The organism is Curtobacterium phoenicis (assembly GCF_047238015.1).
Taxonomy (GTDB): Bacteria; Actinomycetota; Actinomycetes; order Actinomycetales; family Microbacteriaceae; genus Curtobacterium.
Window position 1 is genome coordinate 2,201,114 of sequence record NZ_JBDFLZ010000002.1, and the last position, 19,488, is coordinate 2,220,601.

Below are 19,488 nucleotides of genomic sequence, written 5' to 3' on the forward strand. Positions count from 1 at the left end.
CGGGTCCCGAGGCGCAGCGCGAACCCGCGGTCCGTGCGGACGGTAGGATCAGTCAGTCGGGTGCAGGACCCGACCGATCGACCCGAAGGGCATGGATGAGCGACGAGACCGAGCCGGTGACCGAGAGTCCACTGCTGACCCCTCGCCCGTCGTCCGGCGGTCTCGACCGGCCCGACGTCGTGGTGCGGAAGGGTCGTCTGACGCTCGTCAACGGCCACCTGACGCCCCAGCAGTCCATGATCGAGGACCTGCTGTTCCTCGACGACGCCCTCACCGCCGGTGACGTCGACCACCTGCTCATCCGCGGCAACGACCGGCGGCCGGTGATCGCCGTCGACGAGCGCGACCACCAGCGCGCCGAGAGCGCGATCATGGCGGCCGCCGCGAACGAACCCTTCTACGCGAAGCCACCGAAGCGACCCGCGGTCCTCGTCCTCGACGACGGTCTGGGCGCACCGGACGAACCGGTCCTGCGCCTGTTCCGTCCCCGGGTCGAACCGATCGGCCGCCTGCGCTACGGTGCCGAGACGAGCGTGCAGCTCGAGTTCTGGCGCGTCACCGACACCGAGGTCCTCGCACCCGTCGAGAACGCCCTGATGCGCCGCAGTCTGCCGATCGAGGAGTTCGTCCTCGTCGACATCGACCGCTACGGCCGCACCTGGCGCACCGTGGAGCACATGTTCGACGACCACGTGTCGGACATCCGCTTCCCGATCGACATCGTGTTCTCGTGGGTCGACGGCAACGCGGTCGAGTACCAGCGGGCACGTCAGGCGGCGCAGGCGAACGCGGTCCTGGGGGAGGGCGACGACGCCCCCGCCCGGTTCCGGCAGATCGACGAGCTGAAGTACGCGCTCCGCTCCGTCCACACGTTCGCCCCGTGGATCCGGCAGATCTACATCGCGACCGACTCGCCGGCGCCGAAGTGGCTCGCCGACCACCCGAAGGTCCGCATCGTCCGGAGCGAGGAGTTCTTCGCCGATCCCTCCGTGCTGCCCACGCACAACTCCCAGGCCGTGGAGTCGCAGTTGCACCACATCCCGGGCATCAGCGAGCACTTCATCTACTCGAACGACGACATGTTCTTCGGGCGCCTGGCAGACCCGTCGGTGTTCTTCAGCCCGGGGTCGGTGACGAAGTTCATCGTCGCCGACACCCGCATCGGGCTCGGCTCGAACAACCCCCGGCGCAGCGGCTTCGAGAACTCGGCCCGGGTCAACCGACGCCTGCTGCAGCAGCGGTTCGGCGCCGTGACGACCAGGCACCTCGAACACGCGCCGACGCCGCTCCGAGCGTCGATCATGACCGAGATGGAGCACGAGTTCGCCGACGAGTTCCGGGCCACGGCGGCGTCGCGGTTCCGGGCGGCGGACAACATCTCGGTGACGAACTCGCTGTATCACTACTACGCGCTGCTCACGGGTCGGGCGATCATCCAGGAGAACGCGTCGGTCCGCTACGTCGACACGACGATGCAGTCCGGGTTGAAGATGCTCGACGACCTGCTCAAGAAGCGGAACGTCGACTTCTTCTGCCTCAACGACGGCAGCTTCCCGGAGGTCAGCGACGAGGAGCGGACCGAGCGTGTGACGGACTTCCTCGAGAAGTACTTCCCGTTCCCCGCACCGTGGGAGCGGCCCGACGCTGAGGACGCGCCAGCGACCCGCCGTTGAGGAGGCCAGCGTCTTGCCGGGTCGCTCCGGGCGAGCCGGCGAGCTCAGCGCCGGAACCCAGCCCCGCGTACCGCGTGCACCGCGGTCTCGACGGTTCAGCGGGCTCAGGCGGAGGAACGCGCGGGTCCCGATGCCGTACGTGTCGATCGACACGCGGGACGTCGGGACGCGCGCGTTGCTCGCAGGGTGGGCCTACGGGTGCACGGGGGAGAGTGGCACCGAGTCGAGGGTGAACACGGGGATGCTCGACGTCACCGGAGCCGGCTCCACAGCGGGAGCGATGCGGACACCGGCGGCGGCGAGTCGGGCCTCCGTCTCGACCGCGGACACCGGTTCGCCGACCGTCGTGTAGTGCCCGATCGGCACGACCGAGTGCACGACGTTCCGCCCGTACACGTGGACGAGGTTGAACGACTGAGCGCCGTCCCGACCCCGGGTACCGGCCTGGTACTCCATGAGGTCCTGCGTGTAGCAGGTCGCGCTCGCCACCGACACGGGGATGCCCGCGAACACGGCGCTCGTCGAGTAGTGCAGGTGTCCGGCGATGATGCCGATCACGTCGCTGCCCTCGACGACCTCCGCGAGTGACGCCTGGTCACGGAGCTCGACCAGCACGGCGAGGTCTTGGACGCTCGGGACGGGCGGGTGGTGCATCGCGAGGATGGTGCCGTGGGGCGCAGCTTCGGAGAGGACCTCGGCGAGCCAGTCGAGCTGCTCGGGGGAGACCTCGCCGTGGTGGTGTCCGGGAACACTCGTGTCGAGGGTGATCACGCGCAGGCCGTTGACGTCGTAGACGAAGTCGACCGGACGATCGGTGGGCTGGATGCCGAACAGCTCCTGGCGGAAGGCGCCGCGCTCGTCGTGGTTGCCCATCGCCCAGATGACCTGCGCGCCGATGCGGGCTGCGGCGGGTTCGAGGAGTTCCCGCACACGGGCGTAGGCGCCGGGTTCGCCCTTGTCCGCGACGTCGCCGGTCACGACGATCGCCTCGGGCCGGGCACCGGAGGCCTCGATGTCGGCGATGATCTCGGCCAGCCGCGCGGCGGGGTCGACGTCCCCGTAGAGCGGGCCGTCGCCGCCGACGAGGTGCGTGTCACTGAGGTGGAGGAGGAAGTGGTTCGGCCTGGGGTGTTCGGCCGTCCGGCTGTCCATCGGTTTCTCGTTCCGTTGACGGGTGCGTGGTGCAACACGCTGCCACACGTTTCTGAACCGCCGGTGAACCGGAGACGGTGTTTCCGAGATGCAGCGAACGAACGAGCCCCCCGACCACGAAGTGGACGAGGGGCTCGTTCGTTCTTGCTGAGCAGTGTTCCTGCTCCTGCTCCTGCTAGTGGTTGCCGGCTCCGACCGCGGCCGCGGGGTGCTCACCCTCGGTCAGCTCGGGCCCGTGGTGCGCGGCGTGCGCGGCCTCGAGCTCGGCCTTCGACACCGGGGCGATGCGGTCCTCGAAGAAGAACCGCGACACGCGTGCGCGAGCCTTCTGGAGGCCGGTGATGCGACCCCGGGCGTCCGGGCGGACCATGAGCGGCTTGTACTCGTTGAACTGCAGCAGACGCCACCGCTCGTACTCGTCGAGGGGCTCGTGCACCTCGATGTACTCGCCGTGGGGGAGTCGAACGATGCGGCCCGACTCGTACCCGTGCAGGACGATCTCGCGGTCCTTCTTCTGGAGGGCGAGGCACACGCGCTTCGTGATCCAGAAGGCGACGAACGGGCCGAGGACCGTCATGGCCTGGATCACGTGGATCACGTGGTCGATCGACACCATGAAGTGGGTCGCGATGATGTCCGACGACGCCGCGGCCCAGAGGCTCGCGTACAGCGTGATGCCGGCCGCACCGAGACCCGTGCGGGTCGGGGCGTTGCGCGGACGGTCGAGGATGTGGTGCTCGCGCTTGTCGCCCGTGACCCACGCCTCGACGAACGGGTAGATGAACATCGCCACGATGAGCGCCAGGAGGACGGCGATCGGCACGAGGATGTTGAACGACACGGTGTAGCCGAACCAGACGACCTCCCAGTGCGGCGGCACCAGACGGAGCGCACCGTCGGCGAAGCCGATGTACCAGTCGGGCTGGGTACCGGCGGACACCGGGGACGGGTCGTACGGGCCGTAGTTCCAGATCGGGTTGATCGTGAACAGCGACGCGATGAGGGCGAGGATGCCCGCGACGATGAAGAAGAAGCCACCGGCCTTCGCGGCGAACGCGGGGAGGATCGGGACGCCCACGACGTTGTCGTTCGTCTTGCCCGGACCGGCGAACTGCGTGTGCTTGTTGATGACGACGAGCACGAGGTGGACGCCGAGCACCGCGACGAGGATCGCCGGGAGCAGCAGGATGTGCAGCGTGTACAGCCGGCCGACGATGTCGGTGCCCGGGAACTCCCCACCGAAGAGCAGGTAGGCGATCCAGACACCGATCACCGGGACGCCCTCGATCATGCCGACGATGATGCGGAGACCGTTGCCGGAGAGCAGGTCGTCGGGGAGCGAGTAGCCGGTGAAGCCCTCGGCCATGGCGAGCACCCAGAGGATGAAGCCGAAGACCCAGTTGAGCTCACGCGGCTTGCGGAACGCGCCGGTGAAGAAGACGCGCGCCATGTGCAGCATCACCGAGGCGATGAACAGCAGGGCCGCCCAGTGGTGGATCTGTCGGACGAACAGACCACCGCGGATGTCGAACGAGATGTTCAGGGTCGACTGCAGCGCGGTCGACATCTCGACGCCCTTCAGCGGGACGTACGCGCCGTGGTACACGACCTCGGCCATCGACGCCTGGAAGAAGAACGTCAGGAACGTCCCCGACAGCAGGATGACGACGAAGCTGTACAGCGCGACCTCGCCGAGCATGAAGCTCCAGTGGTCGGGGAAGATCTTGCGACCGACCTCCTTCACCAGGCCCAAGATGCTCGTGCGCTCGTCGATGTAGTTGGCAGCGGCCCCGATGATGCGGGAACCGCGTTCCGGCGCCGGCTTGGTGGCCGACGTCGTCGCGGGACGGGTGGTTGTGCTCATCAGCGCTCACGCTCCCAGAAGGACGGTCCGACGGGCTCGTGGAAGTCGCTCTGTGCGACCAGGTAGCCGTCGTCGTCGATCGCGATCGGAAGTTGGGGGAGGGGACGTGCAGCCGGTCCGAAGATGACCTCGCAGTTGTTCGCGACGTCGAAGGTCGACTGGTGGCACGGGCAGAGCAGGTGGTGCGTCTGCTGTTCGTACAGGGCGACCGGGCACCCGACGTGGGTGCAGATCTTCGAGTACGCGACGATGCCGTCGTAGCCCCAGTTCTCCTGGCCCTTGGCCGGGTGGAGGTCCTTGGGGTCGAGGCGCATGAGGAGGACGGCGGCCTTGGCCTTCTCCTCCAGCATGTCCTCCTTGTCGAGCATGCCGTCCGGGATGACGTGGAACACCGAACCGATGGTCACGTCGGACGCCTTGATCGGCAGACCCGTGGGGTCCTTCGTCAGGCGCGTGCCCTTCGCCCACATGGTGTGGCGGAGGAGTTCGTTCGGGTCGGCAGCGGGCGCGAGGTCGCGCACGAGGACGATGCCCGGGAGCGGGAAGGCGGCCAGGGCGCCGATCATCGAGTTGCGGATCAGCTTGCGACGGCTGAACCCGGATTCCTTGTCGGCGAGCTGGAAGGCCTCGACCGCCTTGGCGCGGGTCGCGTCGGTGCCGCGCGTGGAGTGGCGCATCTCGGTGATCTCGCGGTCCACCACGAGGGACTTCGACCAGTACACGGCGCCCAGGCCGAGTGCGAGGAGCGCGAGGGTGATCGACAGCCCGAGCCAGAGGTTCGCCAGGCGGACGGTGCTGAAGTCGTCTTCCTTGATCGGGAAGGCGACGTACGCCGCGATCGCGAGGACGCTGCCCACGATCGAGAGGTAGAAGAACGTCGCGACCTGGCGCTCGGCCAGCCGCTGCTTCTTCGGGTCGACGTCGGTTCGACGCGCGCGGTGCGGCGGCTCGCCCGGGTTCTCGAACGGGTCCGCGGGCACGACCGCGGTGCCGGCCGAGGCGATGGTGCCGTGTGTCGTGCCGTGCTTCTCGACAGCCGAGGACGAGTTCAGTGCCTCGTCGTCGTGCTCTGCCATGGTGTTCCCTTCAGTGTCGTTCGACACGGACGATCAGTTGGACTTCGCGGTCAGCCAGACCGTCATCGCGACGACGGCGCCGAGACCGAAGATCCAGATGAACAGACCTTCTGCCACCGGGCCGATGGAGCCGAGTGCGAAGCCGCCGGGCGACTTGTTGTCCTGCACGTACTTGAGGTACGAGATGACGTCGGCCTTCTGCTGCGGGGTCAGGTTCAGGTCGTTGAAGACCGGCATGTTCTGCGGGCCGGTGAGCATGGCCTCGTAGATGTGCTTGCCCGAGACGCTCTGCAGGTTCGGCGCGTACTTGCCCTCGGTCAGCGCACCGCCGGCGCCGGCCACGTTGTGGCACATCGCGCAGTTGATGCGGAAGAGCTCGGCACCCTCGGCCGCATCGCCCTTGCCGTCCGTCAGGTCGGAGGAGGGGATGGCCGGCCCGGGGGCGAGCGACGCGACGTACTGCGCGAGCGCGTCGACCTGCTCGTCGGTGAACTGCACCGGCTTCTCCTCGGCCTGGGGGCCCGAGGCAGCCATCGGCATGCGACCGGTGCCGACCTGGAAGTCGACGGACGCGGCGCCCACGCCGATGAGGGACGGCCCCTCGCCGGTGCCCTGGGCGTTCAGACCGTGGCAGGTCGCGCAGTTCGAGGCGAAGAGCTTCTCGCCCTCGTTGACCTTCGACTGGGTCGACGCGGCGGAGACACTGCTCGTGCTGTCGTCGGCGTTCGCCGTGGAGCTGAACAGCGCGTAGGCACCGCCGGTCGTCATCAGGCCGACGACGATGAGCGAGACGGTCGCCAGGGGAGACCGGCGGCCCTTCTTGGACTTGGATCTGTTGAACATGCTGTGGGGGCTATCCAGTTCTACTTGAGCAGGTAGATGACGGCGAAGAGGCCGATCCAGACGACGTCGACGAAGTGCCAGTAGTACGACACGACGATCGCGGTGGTCGCTTCCTTGTGACCGAAGTTCTTGGCGGCGAACCCGCGACCGAGGGTCAGCAGGAACGCGATGAGGCCACCCGTGACGTGGAGGCCGTGGAAGCCGGTCGTCATGTAGAAGGCCGAACCGTAGGCGCTGGAGGAGAGCGTGACGCCCTCGTGCCAGAGGTTGGCGTACTCGAAGACCTGCCCGCAGACGAAGATCGCACCCATGCAGTAGGTGACGAAGAACCACTCGGTCATGCCCCAGTGGCGCGGGTTCCAACTCGTGCGGTGCACCTGGAAGCGCTCGGCGGCGAAGACCGCGAACTGGCAGGCGAAGCTGGACAGCACCAGGATGATCGTGTTCACCGACGCGAACGGCACCTCGAGCTTGGCGGTCTCGGTGGCCCAGAGCTCGGGCGAGGTGCTGCGGAGCGTGAAGTAGATCGCGAACAGGCCGGCGAAGAACATGACCTCGCTGCCCAGCCACACGATCGTCCCCACGGCCACGGCGTTCGGCCTGTTCAGGACCGGTGCGGTGGCAGATCTGGAGAGAGGGGTGCTAGTCACGGACTCCATTATGGCCGAAACCACCGACAGTGTTTTCGCAGCCAACTGGTGGGTCGCTCGAATTCACTACGATCGGATCATGCACGACCAACTCACGTGGCCCTCGGTGATCAGCGCGCTCATGGCGCGCCAGGACCTGTCGATCAGGCAGTCCACATGGGCCATGGAGGAGATCGTGCAGGGGCGTGCGACGTCCGCCCAGGTCGCAGCGTTCGCCGTCGCACTCCGCGCGAAGGGCGAGACCGTCGACGAGGTCGTCGGCTTCCGCGATGCGATCCTGGACGCCGCGGTCCCGCTGGACGTGGACCCCATGGCGCTCGACATCGTCGGGACCGGCGGCGACGTGGTCGGAACCGTGAACGTGTCCACGATGGCCGCGATCGTCATCGCGGCCGCCGGCGTGCCGGTCGTCAAGCACGGCAACCGGGCGAGCTCGTCGAAGTCCGGTTCGAGCGACGTCCTCGCCGCACTCGGCCTCGACCTCACGATGGACGCCGCGCGTGTTGCGGACACCTTCCACCGCGTCGGGCTCACCTTCGCGTTCGCGAGCGCGTTCCACCCGGGCTTCGCGCACGCGGCACCGGTCCGCCGCGAGATCGGTGTGCCGACCGTCTTCAACTTCCTCGGTCCGCTCGTCAACCCCGCGCGGTGCGAGGCGAACGCGGTGGGCGTGGCGCAGCTCGAGCTCGTGCCGATCATCACGGGCGTGTTCCAGACCCGGGGTGCGACCGCGCTGGTGTTCCGCGGGGACGACGGGCTCGACGAGCTCACGACGACCGGGCACAGCCACATCTGGGAGGTCACCGGAGGGCGGATCATCGAGCACGACCTCGACCCGCGCGACCTCGGCATCGCCCGCGCCCGGACGGAGGACCTCCTCGGGGGCGACCCGGAGCACAACGCAGCCGTGGTGCACCGCGTGCTCGCGGGCGAGACCGGCCCCGTCCGCGACATCGTGCTGCTCAACGCCGCGGCGGGTCTCGTGTCGTTCCGGCTCGCCGAAGCCCCTGCTGAGGCGGACCGTCCGATCCTGCAGCGGTTCCGGGAGCAGCTCGCCGTCGCGGCCGAGGCGATCGACTCCGGCGCGGCGGCCCGCAAGCTGGCCGACTGGGTCGGCACCGCACCCGCCGCCTGATCGCGTTCCGCCGGAACGCCGGTGCGCCGGAACCTGGATTCACCCGAACGCCGCGACCCCGCGGTCCCAGGGTGGGAGGCAGCGCCCGCGCCCACCGCAACCGCCGGGAGGCGCGGTGCCGGTCCGTCGGACCCGCACCGCGCCTCCAGGCGGTCACGTCAGCAGCGGACTACTGGACGTCCTCGTCGACCCAGTCGAAGGTCTTCGTGACGGCCTTCTTCCAGAGCCGCAGCGTGCGCTCACGCTCGGCGTCGTCGAGCTGCGGCTCCCAGCGCTTGTCCTCCTGCCAGTTGGCACGGAGCTCGTCGAGGTTCGCCCAGAAGCCGACGGCGAGACCCGCGGCGTAGGCGGCACCGAGCGCCGTGGTCTCCGCGACGACCGGTCGGACGACCGGCACGTTGAGGATGTCCGCCTGGAACTGCATGAGGGCGTCGTTCGCGGTCATGCCGCCGTCGACCTTGAGCTCCGTGAGGTCCACGCCCGAGTCGGCGTTCACCGCGTCGAGGACCTCGCGGGTCTGCAGCGCCGTGGCCTCGAGGGCGGCACGGGCGATGTGGCCCTTGTTGACGTAGCGCGTGAGACCGACGATCGCACCGCGGGCGTCCGGGCGCCAGTACGGCGCGAAGAGGCCCGAGAACGCCGGGACGAAGTACACGCCGCCGTTGTCCTCGACGGTCTTGGCGAGGGCCTCGACCTCCGGGGCGCTGCCGATGAGACCGAGGTTGTCGCGCAGCCACTGGATGAGCGACCCGGTCACGGCGATCGAACCCTCGAGGGCGTAGTGCGTCTCCTGGTCGCCGAGCTTGTACCCGACGGTGGTGAGCAGGCCGTTCTCCGACCGGACGATCTCGGTGCCGGTGTTGAAGATGAGGAAGTTGCCCGTGCCGTAGGTGTTCTTCGACTCGCCCTGGTCGAACGCCGCCTGGCCGAAGGTCGCGGCCTGCTGGTCGCCGAGGATGCCGGCGATCGGGACCTCGCGGAGGAGGCTCGACGACTCGACGTGCCCGTAGACCTCGGAGGAGCTGACGATCTCCGGGAGCATCGACTTCGGGACACCGAAGTCGGCGAGGATGTCGTCGCGCCACTGCAGCGTCTCGAGGTCCATGAAGAGCGTGCGCGACGCGTTCGTGACGTCGGTCTTGTGGACGCCTCCGTCGGTGCCGCCGGTGAGGTTCCAGAGCACCCAGGTGTCCGTGGTGCCGAAGAGGAGGTCGCCCGCCTCGGCCTTCTCACGCGCACCCTCGACGTTGTCGAGGATCCAGGCGATCTTCGTGCCGGCGAAGTAGGTGGCGAGCGGCAGGCCGACGATGGCCTTGTAGCGGTCGGTGTCACCGTCCGCGAGCTTGTCGACGATGGCCTGGGTGCGGGTGTCCTGCCAGACGATGGCGTTGTAGACCGCCTTGCCGGTGTTCTTGTCCCAGACCACCGCGGTCTCGCGCTGGTTGGTGATGCCGACCGCGGCGACGTCGTGTCGCGTGATGTCGGCGCGGGAGAGCGCCTGGCCGATGACCTCGCGGGTGTTGTCCCAGATCTCGGCCGGGTCGTGCTCGACCCATCCGGCGCGCGGGAAGATCTGCTCGTGCTCCTTCTGTCCGACGGACACGATGGAACCGGAGTGGTCGAACACGATCGCTCGGGTCGAGGTGGTGCCCTGGTCGATGGCGACGATGTAGTCGGCCATTGGTGCTCCTTACGGGTGTCGGTGTCACGGTCGGCTGCGGTGCCGACCGGGCTTCGGGTGCCCGGACCGGCTGCTGTGCCGGTCGGGCGGGGTGCTCGGACCGGCTGCTGTGCCGGTCGGGCGGGGTGCTCGGACCGGCTGCTGTGCCGATCGGGCGGGGTGCCGCGGTCGACGTCGGTGTCGGCGTCGACCGCAGCGGAGTGGGAGAGGTCAGGCCAGGGGGAGCAGCGCGTACGAGAGCCCCGCCGCGAGTGCACCGCCGACGAGCGGGCCGACGACAGGGACCCACGCGTAGGACCAGTCGGACGAGCCCTTGCCCTTGATCGGGAGGAAGGCGTGGGCGATGCGCGGGCCGAGGTCACGGGCCGGGTTGATGGCGTAGCCGGTCGGACCACCGAGCGAGACACCGATCGCGATCACGAGGAAGGCGACGGGGACCGCGCCGAGTGCCGCCGGGGTCTTGCCGTTGGTGAAGGCGATGACCACGAAGACGAGGACGAAGGTGCCGATGATCTCGGTGACGAGGTTCCAGGCGTAGTTGCGGATCGCCGGGCCGGTCGAGAAGACGCCGAGCTTGGCTGCCGGGTCCGGCTCCTCGTCGAAGTGCTGCTTGTAGGCGAGCCAGACGATGACCGCACCGATGATCGCTCCGATGAGCTGCGCGATCCAGTAGAGGAACATCTCGCCGACGGTGATGTTGCCGAGGATCGCCTGCGCGAGGCTCACCGCCGGGTTCAGCTGGCCGCCCGACTTGTACGACACGGTGACGCCCGCGAAGACCGCGAAGCCCCAACCGATCGTGACCATGAGGAAGCCCGCGCCGAAGCCCTTGGACTTCGTGAGGGACACGGCGGCGACGACACCGCCACCGAGGATGATGAGCATCGCCGTGCCGACGAGCTCGGAGAGGAAATTGACGCCGATGCCGTCCATCGGTGACCTCCAGTGCGTGAGGGTGGGGGTCCGGTGGTGCGGGTCCGGCACTCCCCGTTGAGTGATTGGGGCGAGCATACTGACGCGGATCGCGGCTCCGCGACGGATTCGCGAGCGATCCGCGGGAAAGTGCACGAACGTGCATGACGGGTAGGAGATTGCGCGTCCCCGGCACGGTTCCGCCCGTGATCCTGGTGCACGAACGTGCACGCAGCACGAACGGGCGCCCGCTGTAGGGTGAACGCGTCACCGGTCAGGTGCGCCCGTCACCGTCGACGAAGGAGTTCCGCGCATGAAGAAGCTCATCAACGACCCGCACGCCGTGGTCGACGAGACCGTCCGCGGGTTCGCCCGGGCACACGCCGGTCACGTGGTGCTCGTCGAGGACCCGATCCACCTGCACCGAGCCGACGCCCCGGTGTCCGGCAAGGTCGGGATCGTCAGCGGTGGCGGCAGCGGTCACGAGCCCCTGCACGCCGGGTTCGTCGGGTACGGCATGCTCGACGCCGCCGTCCCCGGCCCGGTGTTCACCAGCCCGACCCCGGACCCGATCGTGGCCGCGACGAAGGCCGTCGACGGGGGAGCCGGCGTCCTCCACATCGTGAAGAACTACACCGGCGACGTCCTCAACTTCGAGACCGCGGCCGAACTCGCCGCCATGGACGACGTCCGCGTCGAGTCCGTCGTGGTCGACGACGACGTCGCGGTGCAGGACTCGCTGTACACCGCCGGTCGTCGGGGTGTCGCGGGCACCGTGGTCGTCGAGAAGTGCGCCGGCGCGGCCGCCGAGCGCGGCGACGACCTCGACGCCGTGGCCGCGGTCGCCCGCCACGTGAACGAGGTCACCCGGTCGATGGGGCTCGCGCTCTCGTCCGGCACCGTGCCGCACGCGGGCGAGCCGTCGTTCACCCTCGCCGACGACGAGGTCGAACTCGGCATCGGCATCCACGGGGAACCCGGCCGCGAGCGCATCCCGATGGCGCCGGCTGACGAGCTCGTCGACCGCGTGCTCGAACCGATCCTCACGGACCTCGATGCGCCCGCCGGTTCGCGGCTGCTCCTCCTCGTGAACGGCATGGGCGGCACCCCGCAGTTGGAGCTCTACATCGCCTACCGACGCGCCGAGGAGGTCCTCTCCGACCGCGGCTTCGAGGTCACGCGTAGTTTGGTCGGCAACTACGTCACGTCCCTCGAGATGCAGGGGTTCTCGTTGACCGTCACGGTGCTCGACGACGAACTCACCGCCCTCTGGGACGCCCCGGTGGAGACCCCGGCCCTGCGCTGGGGTCGCTGACCCGCCGGACCACGACCCCGGCCCGGACGACGGGCCGGCCGCAGAAGGGACACCGCATTGGCGCTCGACACCGCATGGGCCATCGACTGGGTGCGTCGCTCAGCAGCGACGATCGACGACCACCGCGCCGAACTCGTGACGCTCGACCGCGAGATCGGCGACGGCGACCACGGCGAGAACCTCGACCGTGGCTTCCGCGCCGTGGTCGAGGCGATCGACGCCGGGTCGTTCGACACCCCGGGCTCGGTCTTCAAGACGGTCGCGACCAAGCTCATCTCCACGGTCGGCGGTGCGGCGGGACCCCTGTTCGGCACGGCGTACCTCAAGGCCGCGCAGGCCGCGGGTGACGCGGAGACGCTCGACGCGTCCGCGCTCGTCGCCGTGCTGACGGCAGCGCGGGACGGCATCGTCTCCCGCGGCAAGGCGGAGGTCGGGGACAAGACGATGGTGGACGCGTGGACACCCGCGGTGGACGCCGCTGCGTCGGCAGCCGGCGACGGTGCGACCCCGGAGCAGGTCCTCGCCGCCGCAGCGGAGGCCGCCGCGACCGGTGCCGAGTCCACCGACGCACTGGTCGCTCGGAAGGGCCGCGCGAGCTACCTCGGTGAACGCGCTGTCGGGCACCGCGACCCCGGGGCCCAGTCGACGGTCTACCTCCTGCGCGCCGCGGTGGACGCCGCGTGACCGTCGGCATCCTCGTCGTCTCGCACAGCGCCGCGGTTGCCTCCGGGACCGTCGAGCTGGCCCGGCAGATGGCCGCGGACGTCGCGCTCGTGGCCGCCGGGGGCACCGAGGACGGCGGGATCGGCACGTCGTTCGAGGCCATCACGGCCGGACTCGAGGAGCTCCGCGACAGCGACGGGATCGTCGTCCTCTGCGACCTCGGCTCTGCTTACCTGACGACCGACACGGCGCTCGACTTCCTCGATGACGACGACCGGGCCCGGGTCCACGTCTCGCACGCCCCGCTGGTCGAGGGGACGGTCGCGGCGGCGGTCGCCGCACAGACCGGCGGCGACGTGTCGGCGGTCCTCGCCGCGGCCGCCAGCGCTGCAGGTCCGGACGCCACGGACCAGCCGGGAGGCGCGACACCCGACAGTACGTCGACCTCCGCCGACGACACGGCGGGCTCGGCACCAGAGGAGGGCCCGGCCGCATCGGCGACGGTCGAACTGGTGAACGAGAGCGGGCTCCACGCCCGCCCGGCGGCGGAGTTCGTGAAGACCGCTGCCCGCTTCGACGCACGCGTCCGGGTGAACGGTGTCGACGCGAAGAGCCTCCTCGCCATCATGGCGCTCGCACTGCCGAAGGGCGCGACGATCGCGGTGGAGGCGGCGGGGGACGACGCGCAGGACGCCGTCGACGCACTCGTCGCGCTCGTGCGGTCAGGATTCGGCGAGTGACCGGCTCCCGGGGATGACGTCGGTCAGCGTGCGGCGCCTGGTCGCGCGCTGATCGACAGCGTCGCGGCGAGGTCGACGTCCCCGGGGGCGCCGGTGCCGCCGGCCGCATGCAGCAGCGCCGCTCCGAACGCCGCGCTCCAGAACGTCCGGACGTCGCCGTGCACCGAACCGAGGGCCCAGTCGCGGTCATGCGCGACGCGCTCCAGGTAGCGCTCGGACTGCCGGAAGAGCAGCCCGAGCAGGTGTGCGCTGCGCTCCCGCCCTCCGGCGCCGAGCGCGGCGACGACCAGGGGGAGCGAGGGCATCGTCAACGTCGTCCGCGCCAGCAGGTTCCGGAACGCCTCGGGAGTACCGACCCGGCGACCAGCCGCCTGCATCCGGCTCGTGTCGCGGAGGAAGAGCGTGAACGCGGCATCGAGGACGAGGCGGTCCTTCGAGCCGAAGTGGTGCGTGATCTGGTTCGGGTAGACGCCCGCCGTCCGGGCGATGCCGCTCACCGTGACGTCGGTCGACCCACCCGCCGCGAGGAGCCCCGCCGTCGCCGCGATGATCCGCGCTCTGGTCGCCGATCCGCGTGCGGTCGTGCCGTCGCCGTCGATTGCCATGCGGGAATTGTACGTGGTACAACTCGACTTGTTCAACGTACAAGCAGGAGGTTCCGCGTGGACATCGTCATCACCGGGTACGGCAGCGTCACCCCGTTCGGCCACGGCGTGGACGCGCTCTGGGACGCCCTCGTCGCCGGACGCTCGGGCGTGCACGTCCTCGATCGCGGGGGCGATCTCTGGGACCGGGTTCCGATCCGCGTCGGGGCGGACGCCGCGCTCGATGCCGACGCAGCCCTCGGACGCGTCCGTGCCGCCCGGCTCGACCGGAGCCAGCAGCTCGCGCTCGTCGCTGCACACGAGGCCTGGGCGGACGCCGGAGCGCCGGGCGTCGAGGGGGACCGGCTCGCGGTGGTCGTCGGCACCGGCATCGGGGGAGTGGAGACGCTCCTCGGCGCCCACGACGTGCTCGGCGATGCGGGTGCCCGACGCGTGTCCCCGCGTGCGGTCCCGATGCTCATGGCGAACGGCGCCGCGGCGCAGATCAGCATCGAACTGGGCGCGCGGGCCGGTGCCTACACGACGGTCTCCGCCTGCGCGTCGGGGGCGGAGGCGCTCGTCACCGCTGCCCGGCTCATCGCGACCGGCGAGGCCGACGTCGTGGTGGCCGGTGGTACGGAGGCTGCGGTCACACCGGTGACGATGGCGTCGTTCGCGCAGTCACAGGCGCTCGCGAAGCCGGGGGAGGACGACCCCACGACGCTCTCGCGGCCCTTCGACGCGGACCGCCGCGGCTTCGTGCTCGGTGAGGGCGCCGGCATCGTCGTCCTCGAACGTGCCGACCACGCCCGAGCACGGGCCGCGCACGTGCGGGGGCGCCTAGCTGGCTGGTCGGTCACCTCGGACGCACACCACATCACGGCGCCGCTGGCCGACGGCAGCGAGCAGGAGCGGGCCATGCGGTCCGCGATCCGGATGGCCGGGATCGCGCCGGGCGACATCGACCACGTCAACGCCCACGCGACGAGCACGCCGGTCGGGGACGTGGGGGAGGCGGCGGCCATCGCACGAGCGGTCGGCACCGGTGTGGCGGTGTCCGCCCCGAAGAGCGCCATCGGGCACCTGTTCGGTGCCGCGGGCGCGGTGGAGTCGATCCTCGCGCTCCGCGCCGTCGAGACCGGGGTGGTCCCGCCGACCCGCAACCTCGACCGGCTCGACCCCGCGATCGACCTCGACGTGGTCTCGGGCGCAGCACGGAGCACCCCGGTGCGCGCGGCGCTCAACAACTCCTTCGGGTTCGGCGGTCAGAACGTGTCCCTCGTCTTCACGGCTGCCTGACCGGCCGCGCGACCGACGAGGCGGCGGTGTGTCGTGCCTCCAGGCCGGGCCCGGTGGCGGCGTGCACAGGCCGCCGCCGTCGCGTCAGTCTGCCGAGCCCCTGACCGGCGTGTCGTCTCCACGGGCCGCCGGGCGGACGGAGCGGCGGCGCACGACGGCCGCGGCCGCCGCAGCAGCGGCGGCGAGGACCGCGACCGCGCCGATCACCCAGACGGCGACCGGCGAATGGCCGGCGTGGGTGATCGCGCCGGCCGGGCCGACCGTCGCCGTGGCGGTCGACCGGGACGTCGCGGCCTTCGAGGGGGTGGGCGTCGTGGGTGCGGGGGAGGCGGTCGGTGCTGCGGTCGAGGTCACCGCTGACGCACCCGAAGCGGTGAACGAGTACTCGCCCGTGATCGGGTGGCCGTCGGGCGACACGTACCGCCAGAGGACCCGGTAGGTCCCGTCGGCCAGCGCCACGGCCTTCGACATCGAGGAGCCGGAGACCTCGACGGAGCCCGTCGACACGTCACGGTCCGAGCCGTCGCGGACCTCGATGCGCAGGCCCGCGTCGAGACCGGCGAGCGGCGCCTCGGAGAAGGTGAGGCTCACGCGGTCGAGCGGAGCCGTGACGTCGGCGCCGGCGGCCGGGTTGCTCGACACCAGCGCCGAGTGCGCCGACGCCGGGGCCGCTCCGACGAACAGGGACGCCGCGGCGAGCAGCACGAGGGCGATGACCGACCATGAACGCATGCACAGGAGCCTACGGGCGTGCTCCGGTCGCTGCCGACCTGCCATCATGGTCGGGTGCGAGCCGTGCAGTACTCCGAGTTCCGTTCCGTCCCGACCGTGGTCGAGATCCCCGAGCCGGTGCTGCCGCCGCACGGCGTCCTGATCCGGGTCCGCGCGACCGGGGTCTGCCGGAGCGACTGGCACGCGTGGACCGGCCACGACGATTCGGTGACGTTGCCGCACGTCCCCGGCCACGAGTTCGCCGGCGAGGTCGCCGCCGTCGGCGCCGAGGTCCGGCGGATCGCCGTCGGGGACCGCGTGACCGCTCCCTTCGTCTTCGCCTGTGGGGAGTGCGAGCAGTGCCGTGCCGGGGCGACCCAGGTGTGCACCGCGCAGCAGCAGCCCGGCTTCGACCTGCCGGGTTCCTACGCGGACCTCGTCGCCGTGCCGCACGCCGACCTCAACGTCGTCGCCCTGCCGGACGCGGTCGGATTCGCGGAGGCCGCGAGTCTCGGCTGCCGGTTCGGCACCGCGTACCACGCGCTGCACGCCCGAGGTCGCGTGGCCGCAGGGGAGTGGGTGACGGTGTTCGGCTGCGGTGGTGTCGGACTCTCGACGGTGCAGGTCGCGGTCGCTGCCGGCGCGCGCGTGGTGGCGTCGGACATCTCGGACGCGGCGCTCGGTCGTGCTGCGGCGCTCGGCGCCCAGACCGTGCCGCTGGACGACGACACGGTCGACCGGATCCGCGCGCTGACCGGCGGCGGGGCGCACGTCTCCGTCGACGCGTTCGGGAGTCGAGCGACGTCGGTGGCCGCGGTGGCGACGCTGCGGCCTCGGGGTCGGCACGTGCAGGTCGGGCTGCTGCTCGGCGACGAGGCGATCCCGGCGATCCCGATGGGTCGGGTGATCGGCGACGAGCTCGAACTGCTCGGCAGCCACGGCATCGCCGTGGCGGAGTACGCGGCGATGCTCGAGGACGTCGTCGCCGGACGACTGCGACCCGCGGAGTCGATCGGACGCACGATCGGGTTCGAGGAGTTGCCTGAGGCCGTCCTGGCGATGGACCGTCCGGCAGCGGGCTCGGGGATGACCGTCGCGACGTGGTGAGGGGACCGCTCAGCGTCCTCGGCCGCCCGGTCGGCGAAGCCTGAGTTGACATAATATGCATTATCGGCTCCCGCTGATTGCTCTGAGGGACCGGGAGCCGCGGCTTGCCGCACACTTCTCGCACCCGGCCGTTCCGCCGCACGTGGCCTGCCTAGGCTCCTGGTGTGGGTACGACGATGTGGTTCCGGACGGCTCGTGACGGACTCGAGTGGGATGCACTCGTCTCGGCGCACCCCGGGGCCACCGGCTTCCACGACTGGGCGTGGCTCAGGATGCAGGCCGAGTGCTTCGACTGGCGGTTCGAGCCGCTCGTCGTGACTTCGGACGGCGTCCCGGTCGGCGTGTTCCCGGTCCTGCGGCACCGTGGCGTGCCGTCGAGGCCCGTGCTGCCGCCGTTCCCGTTCGTGGGACCGCTCGTGCCCGACCACGTGCTGACCGCGGTCCTGCGTGCCTTCCGCCGCTGGCAGCTCCGGCACGGGGTCATGGTGGCTCGGTACGACCTCGGCCCGGGTGCCACACCGGATCCCGGCGCTGCGGTCCGGGGTGCCGGCGTCACCGGGCTGCCGGACCGGACGTACGTGGTCGACCTCGTCGACGCGACGCCGGAACGGCTGCTCTCGGGCATGAAGCGCGGTGCGCGGCAAGCGATCCGGGTCGCCGAGCGCAAGGGCGTGACGATCAGGCGGTCGCGGGCCGGTGAGGTCACCGAGCACCTGCCGCACGTCCTGAACGAGTCGTACGAGAGCCGCGGGGTCCCGTCGCCGTACCCGCAGGACATCGGCGCCCGGATCGAGCGGCTCGCGACGACCCGGGACGACGTCTACACCGCCACGGCCCTCGTCGACGGCACGGTCGCCGGTGTGATCGTCGCGCTGACCGGACACCCCGTCGTCACCGGCTGGGCCGGCGGGACCCTCCGAGCCTTCCGGTCCGCGAACCCGAGTACCGCGCTGTACTTCGACGTGCTGCGGCACGCCCTCGAGCACGGGCACACCGCGGTCGACCTCGTGGGGTACGTCGACGAGGGGATCAGCCGGTTCAAGATGTCGCTCGGGGCGGTCGAGCGGCCGTTCACGACGGTCGTGTCGTCTCCCCTGCCGCCGGTCGTCCGTACGGCGGTACTCGCGCTCCGTCGGCCTGCGACCGTCCACGGCTGATCCGTCCCGCCGTCACGCGCGGTCGTGCAGGGTGACCTGGTAGCCGTCCGGGTCGGCGAACGTGAACGTCCGACCGAACGGCCCGTCGAACGGTGCCGTGACGATGCGGTGCCCGTCCGCGGCGAGGGCGTCGTGGATGTCCTGCACACCGTCGGCGTGGAACCAGGCGGCGATGCCGGTGCCCGGCTGCTCCACGGCGTCGAGGTCGGTTCCCGGGACGAGGTCGCGCAGCGCGAACGCGACCGGCTGCGTGGCGAAGACGACCGCGTGCGGCGGTCCGGCCGGCGATCGGACGAGCCCGAGGTAGTGCTCGTAGAACGCCTGCGCGGCGTCGAGGTCGCGGACCTGGAACGAGATGAAGTCGGGGCCGGTGACGGGCATGGTGCGCTCCTTGGTAGCGTGTCAGTTTCCTGACACAAAGGATATGTCAGACTACTGACATGGGTCAAGACACCCCCGGCATCGACCTCGAGACCTCGCTCGGGTACCTCCTCAAGGAGGCGTCGAGCGCGCTGCGGACCGCGATGGAGGACGTGCTCCGCCCCCTGGGCATGAACGTGACCCACTACTCGTGCCTCGAGCTGCTCGCGCAGCGACCCGGCCTGTCGAACTCCGAACTCGCCCGAGGGGCGTTCGTCACGCGCCAGACCATGAACGTCCTGCTCCAGGCACTCGAGCAGGACGGCTCGGTGATCCGGCGGCCCGAGGACGGCGTCGGCAAGGTGGTGCCGGTGACGCTGACCGATCGGGGCAGGGTCGCACTCGCGCAGGCGTCAGCCGCTGTTCGGAGCGTCGAGGACCGGATGCTGGCCGGCATGGACGCAGCCGACCGATCAGCCGCGCGGCACGCCCTGCGGTCGATGGTGCAGGCGCTTCGCGCACCCTGACGACGACCGGTGCGGGTGTGGCCCCGGACCGGCCCGCTG

19 protein-coding genes are annotated in these 19,488 nt (G+C 70.4%); 9 read left to right on the forward strand and 10 right to left on the reverse strand.

The window, feature by feature from the left end; all coding sequences use genetic code 11:
* Positions 1 to 95 precede the first annotated feature (95 nt).
* Positions 96 to 1,673, forward strand: coding sequence for a stealth conserved region 3 domain-containing protein (locus ABC270_RS10675; protein WP_412880776.1), 1,578 nt, complete (start codon positions 96 to 98; stop codon positions 1,671 to 1,673).
* Between the two features lie 192 nt (positions 1,674 to 1,865).
* Here ABC270_RS10675 and ABC270_RS10680 read toward each other — a convergent pair whose 3' ends face one another.
* From ABC270_RS10680 to ctaE, 5 genes are all read right to left on the reverse strand, one after another.
* Positions 1,866 to 2,825, reverse strand: a complete 960-nt coding sequence (locus tag ABC270_RS10680; protein WP_412880777.1) for a phosphodiesterase — start codon at positions 2,823 to 2,825, stop codon at positions 1,866 to 1,868.
* 175 nt (positions 2,826 to 3,000) lie between these two features.
* Positions 3,001 to 4,689, reverse strand: a complete 1,689-nt coding sequence (qcrB, locus tag ABC270_RS10685; protein ID WP_412880778.1) for a cytochrome bc1 complex cytochrome b subunit — start codon at positions 4,687 to 4,689, stop codon at positions 3,001 to 3,003.
* A complete protein-coding gene (qcrA, locus tag ABC270_RS10690; protein ID WP_412880779.1) occupies positions 4,689 to 5,765 on the reverse strand; it encodes a cytochrome bc1 complex Rieske iron-sulfur subunit in 1,077 nt (358 codons plus the stop codon). Before qcrA ends, qcrB begins: the two co-directional genes overlap by 1 nt.
* 33 nt (positions 5,766 to 5,798) lie before the next feature.
* A complete protein-coding gene (gene qcrC / locus ABC270_RS10695) occupies positions 5,799 to 6,608 on the reverse strand; it encodes a cytochrome bc1 complex diheme cytochrome c subunit (protein WP_412880780.1) in 810 nt (269 codons plus the stop codon).
* Positions 6,609 to 6,628: 20 nt separating this feature from the next.
* A complete protein-coding gene (gene ctaE / locus ABC270_RS10700; RefSeq protein ID WP_412880781.1) occupies positions 6,629 to 7,267 on the reverse strand; it encodes an aa3-type cytochrome oxidase subunit III in 639 nt (212 codons plus the stop codon).
* A gap of 70 nt (positions 7,268 to 7,337) precedes the next feature.
* On the opposite strand from ctaE, the gene trpD reads away from it, so the two are divergent.
* On the forward strand, positions 7,338 to 8,393 hold the full coding sequence (trpD, locus tag ABC270_RS10705) for an anthranilate phosphoribosyltransferase (protein ID WP_412880782.1): 1,056 nt from the start codon (positions 7,338 to 7,340) through the stop codon (positions 8,391 to 8,393).
* 169 nt (positions 8,394 to 8,562) lie between these two features.
* Here the strand turns inward: trpD and glpK are convergent, their stop codons facing one another.
* Both glpK and ABC270_RS10715 read right to left on the reverse strand, forming a co-directional pair.
* Complete coding sequence (gene glpK, locus ABC270_RS10710; RefSeq protein ID WP_412880783.1) at positions 8,563 to 10,074, reverse strand: glycerol kinase GlpK; 1,512 nt, start codon at positions 10,072 to 10,074, stop codon at positions 8,563 to 8,565.
* A gap of 210 nt (positions 10,075 to 10,284) precedes the next feature.
* Positions 10,285 to 11,007, reverse strand: coding sequence for an MIP/aquaporin family protein (locus ABC270_RS10715; protein WP_412880784.1), 723 nt, complete (start codon positions 11,005 to 11,007; stop codon positions 10,285 to 10,287).
* A gap of 292 nt (positions 11,008 to 11,299) precedes the next feature.
* On the opposite strand from ABC270_RS10715, the gene dhaK reads away from it, so the two are divergent.
* Genes dhaK through dhaM form a run of 3 tightly spaced genes read left to right on the forward strand, consistent with a single transcriptional unit; the run spans position 11,300 to position 13,704 of the window.
* On the forward strand, positions 11,300 to 12,301 hold the full coding sequence (gene dhaK / locus ABC270_RS10720; RefSeq protein WP_412880785.1) for a dihydroxyacetone kinase subunit DhaK: 1,002 nt from the start codon (positions 11,300 to 11,302) through the stop codon (positions 12,299 to 12,301).
* A 57-nt stretch (positions 12,302 to 12,358) separates the two neighbouring features.
* Positions 12,359 to 12,985: a dihydroxyacetone kinase subunit DhaL gene (dhaL, locus tag ABC270_RS10725; protein ID WP_412880786.1), complete on the forward strand. Its 627-nt coding sequence runs from the start codon at positions 12,359 to 12,361 to the stop codon at positions 12,983 to 12,985.
* Positions 12,982 to 13,704, forward strand: coding sequence for a dihydroxyacetone kinase phosphoryl donor subunit DhaM (dhaM, locus tag ABC270_RS10730; protein ID WP_412880787.1), 723 nt, complete (start codon positions 12,982 to 12,984; stop codon positions 13,702 to 13,704). Before dhaL ends, dhaM begins: the two co-directional genes overlap by 4 nt.
* A gap of 23 nt (positions 13,705 to 13,727) precedes the next feature.
* Here dhaM and ABC270_RS10735 read toward each other — a convergent pair whose 3' ends face one another.
* Entirely contained in the window at positions 13,728 to 14,309 is a 582-nt protein-coding gene (locus ABC270_RS10735) for a TetR/AcrR family transcriptional regulator (protein ID WP_412880788.1), read from the reverse strand.
* Between the two features lie 57 nt (positions 14,310 to 14,366).
* Here ABC270_RS10735 and ABC270_RS10740 point away from each other — a divergent pair, with 57 nt between their 5' ends.
* Complete coding sequence (locus ABC270_RS10740; protein WP_412880789.1) at positions 14,367 to 15,587, forward strand: beta-ketoacyl-[acyl-carrier-protein] synthase family protein; 1,221 nt, start codon at positions 14,367 to 14,369, stop codon at positions 15,585 to 15,587.
* Between the two features lie 84 nt (positions 15,588 to 15,671).
* Here ABC270_RS10740 and ABC270_RS10745 read toward each other — a convergent pair whose 3' ends face one another.
* Positions 15,672 to 16,319 carry a copper resistance CopC family protein gene (locus ABC270_RS10745; protein ID WP_412880790.1) on the reverse strand — a complete coding sequence of 216 codons (648 nt, stop codon included), beginning with the start codon at positions 16,317 to 16,319 and terminating at the stop codon, positions 15,672 to 15,674.
* Between the two features lie 54 nt (positions 16,320 to 16,373).
* Here ABC270_RS10745 and ABC270_RS10750 point away from each other — a divergent pair, with 54 nt between their 5' ends.
* Complete coding sequence (locus ABC270_RS10750) at positions 16,374 to 17,405, forward strand: alcohol dehydrogenase catalytic domain-containing protein (RefSeq protein WP_412880791.1); 1,032 nt, start codon at positions 16,374 to 16,376, stop codon at positions 17,403 to 17,405.
* A gap of 164 nt (positions 17,406 to 17,569) precedes the next feature.
* Positions 17,570 to 18,562: a lipid II:glycine glycyltransferase FemX gene (locus tag ABC270_RS10755; RefSeq protein ID WP_412880792.1), complete on the forward strand. Its 993-nt coding sequence runs from the start codon at positions 17,570 to 17,572 to the stop codon at positions 18,560 to 18,562.
* A gap of 12 nt (positions 18,563 to 18,574) precedes the next feature.
* Here ABC270_RS10755 and ABC270_RS10760 read toward each other — a convergent pair whose 3' ends face one another.
* Positions 18,575 to 18,943 (reverse strand): VOC family protein, encoded by a 369-nt coding sequence (locus ABC270_RS10760; protein WP_412880793.1) that lies wholly within the window; start codon positions 18,941 to 18,943, stop codon positions 18,575 to 18,577.
* Between the two features lie 59 nt (positions 18,944 to 19,002).
* On the opposite strand from ABC270_RS10760, the gene ABC270_RS10765 reads away from it, so the two are divergent.
* A complete protein-coding gene (locus ABC270_RS10765; protein ID WP_412880794.1) occupies positions 19,003 to 19,449 on the forward strand; it encodes a MarR family winged helix-turn-helix transcriptional regulator in 447 nt (148 codons plus the stop codon).
* Positions 19,450 to 19,488 lie beyond the last annotated feature (39 nt).

Excerpts from the sequence above, each read along its gene's own strand:
- ABC270_RS10675 (WP_412880776.1), top strand. The coding sequence starts at position 96 with ATGAGCGACGAGACCGAGCCGGTGACCGAGAGTCCACTGCTGACCCCT.
- ABC270_RS10680 (WP_412880777.1), bottom strand. The coding sequence starts at position 2,825 with ATGGACAGCCGGACGGCCGAACACCCCAGGCCGAACCACTTCCTCCTC.
- qcrB (WP_412880778.1), bottom strand. The coding sequence starts at position 4,689 with ATGAGCACAACCACCCGTCCCGCGACGACGTCGGCCACCAAGCCGGCG.
- qcrA (WP_412880779.1), bottom strand. The coding sequence starts at position 5,765 with ATGGCAGAGCACGACGACGAGGCACTGAACTCGTCCTCGGCTGTCGAG.
- qcrC (WP_412880780.1), bottom strand. The coding sequence starts at position 6,608 with ATGTTCAACAGATCCAAGTCCAAGAAGGGCCGCCGGTCTCCCCTGGCG.
- ctaE (WP_412880781.1), bottom strand. The coding sequence starts at position 7,267 with ATGGAGTCCGTGACTAGCACCCCTCTCTCCAGATCTGCCACCGCACCG.
- trpD (WP_412880782.1), top strand. The coding sequence starts at position 7,338 with ATGCACGACCAACTCACGTGGCCCTCGGTGATCAGCGCGCTCATGGCG.
- glpK (WP_412880783.1), bottom strand. The coding sequence starts at position 10,074 with ATGGCCGACTACATCGTCGCCATCGACCAGGGCACCACCTCGACCCGA.
- ABC270_RS10715 (WP_412880784.1), bottom strand. The coding sequence starts at position 11,007 with ATGGACGGCATCGGCGTCAATTTCCTCTCCGAGCTCGTCGGCACGGCG.
- dhaK (WP_412880785.1), top strand. The coding sequence starts at position 11,300 with ATGAAGAAGCTCATCAACGACCCGCACGCCGTGGTCGACGAGACCGTC.
- ABC270_RS10735 (WP_412880788.1), bottom strand. The coding sequence starts at position 14,309 with ATGGCAATCGACGGCGACGGCACGACCGCACGCGGATCGGCGACCAGA.
- ABC270_RS10745 (WP_412880790.1), bottom strand. The coding sequence starts at position 16,319 with ATGCGTTCATGGTCGGTCATCGCCCTCGTGCTGCTCGCCGCGGCGTCC.
- ABC270_RS10760 (WP_412880793.1), bottom strand. The coding sequence starts at position 18,943 with ATGCCCGTCACCGGCCCCGACTTCATCTCGTTCCAGGTCCGCGACCTC.
- ABC270_RS10765 (WP_412880794.1), top strand. The coding sequence starts at position 19,003 with ATGGGTCAAGACACCCCCGGCATCGACCTCGAGACCTCGCTCGGGTAC.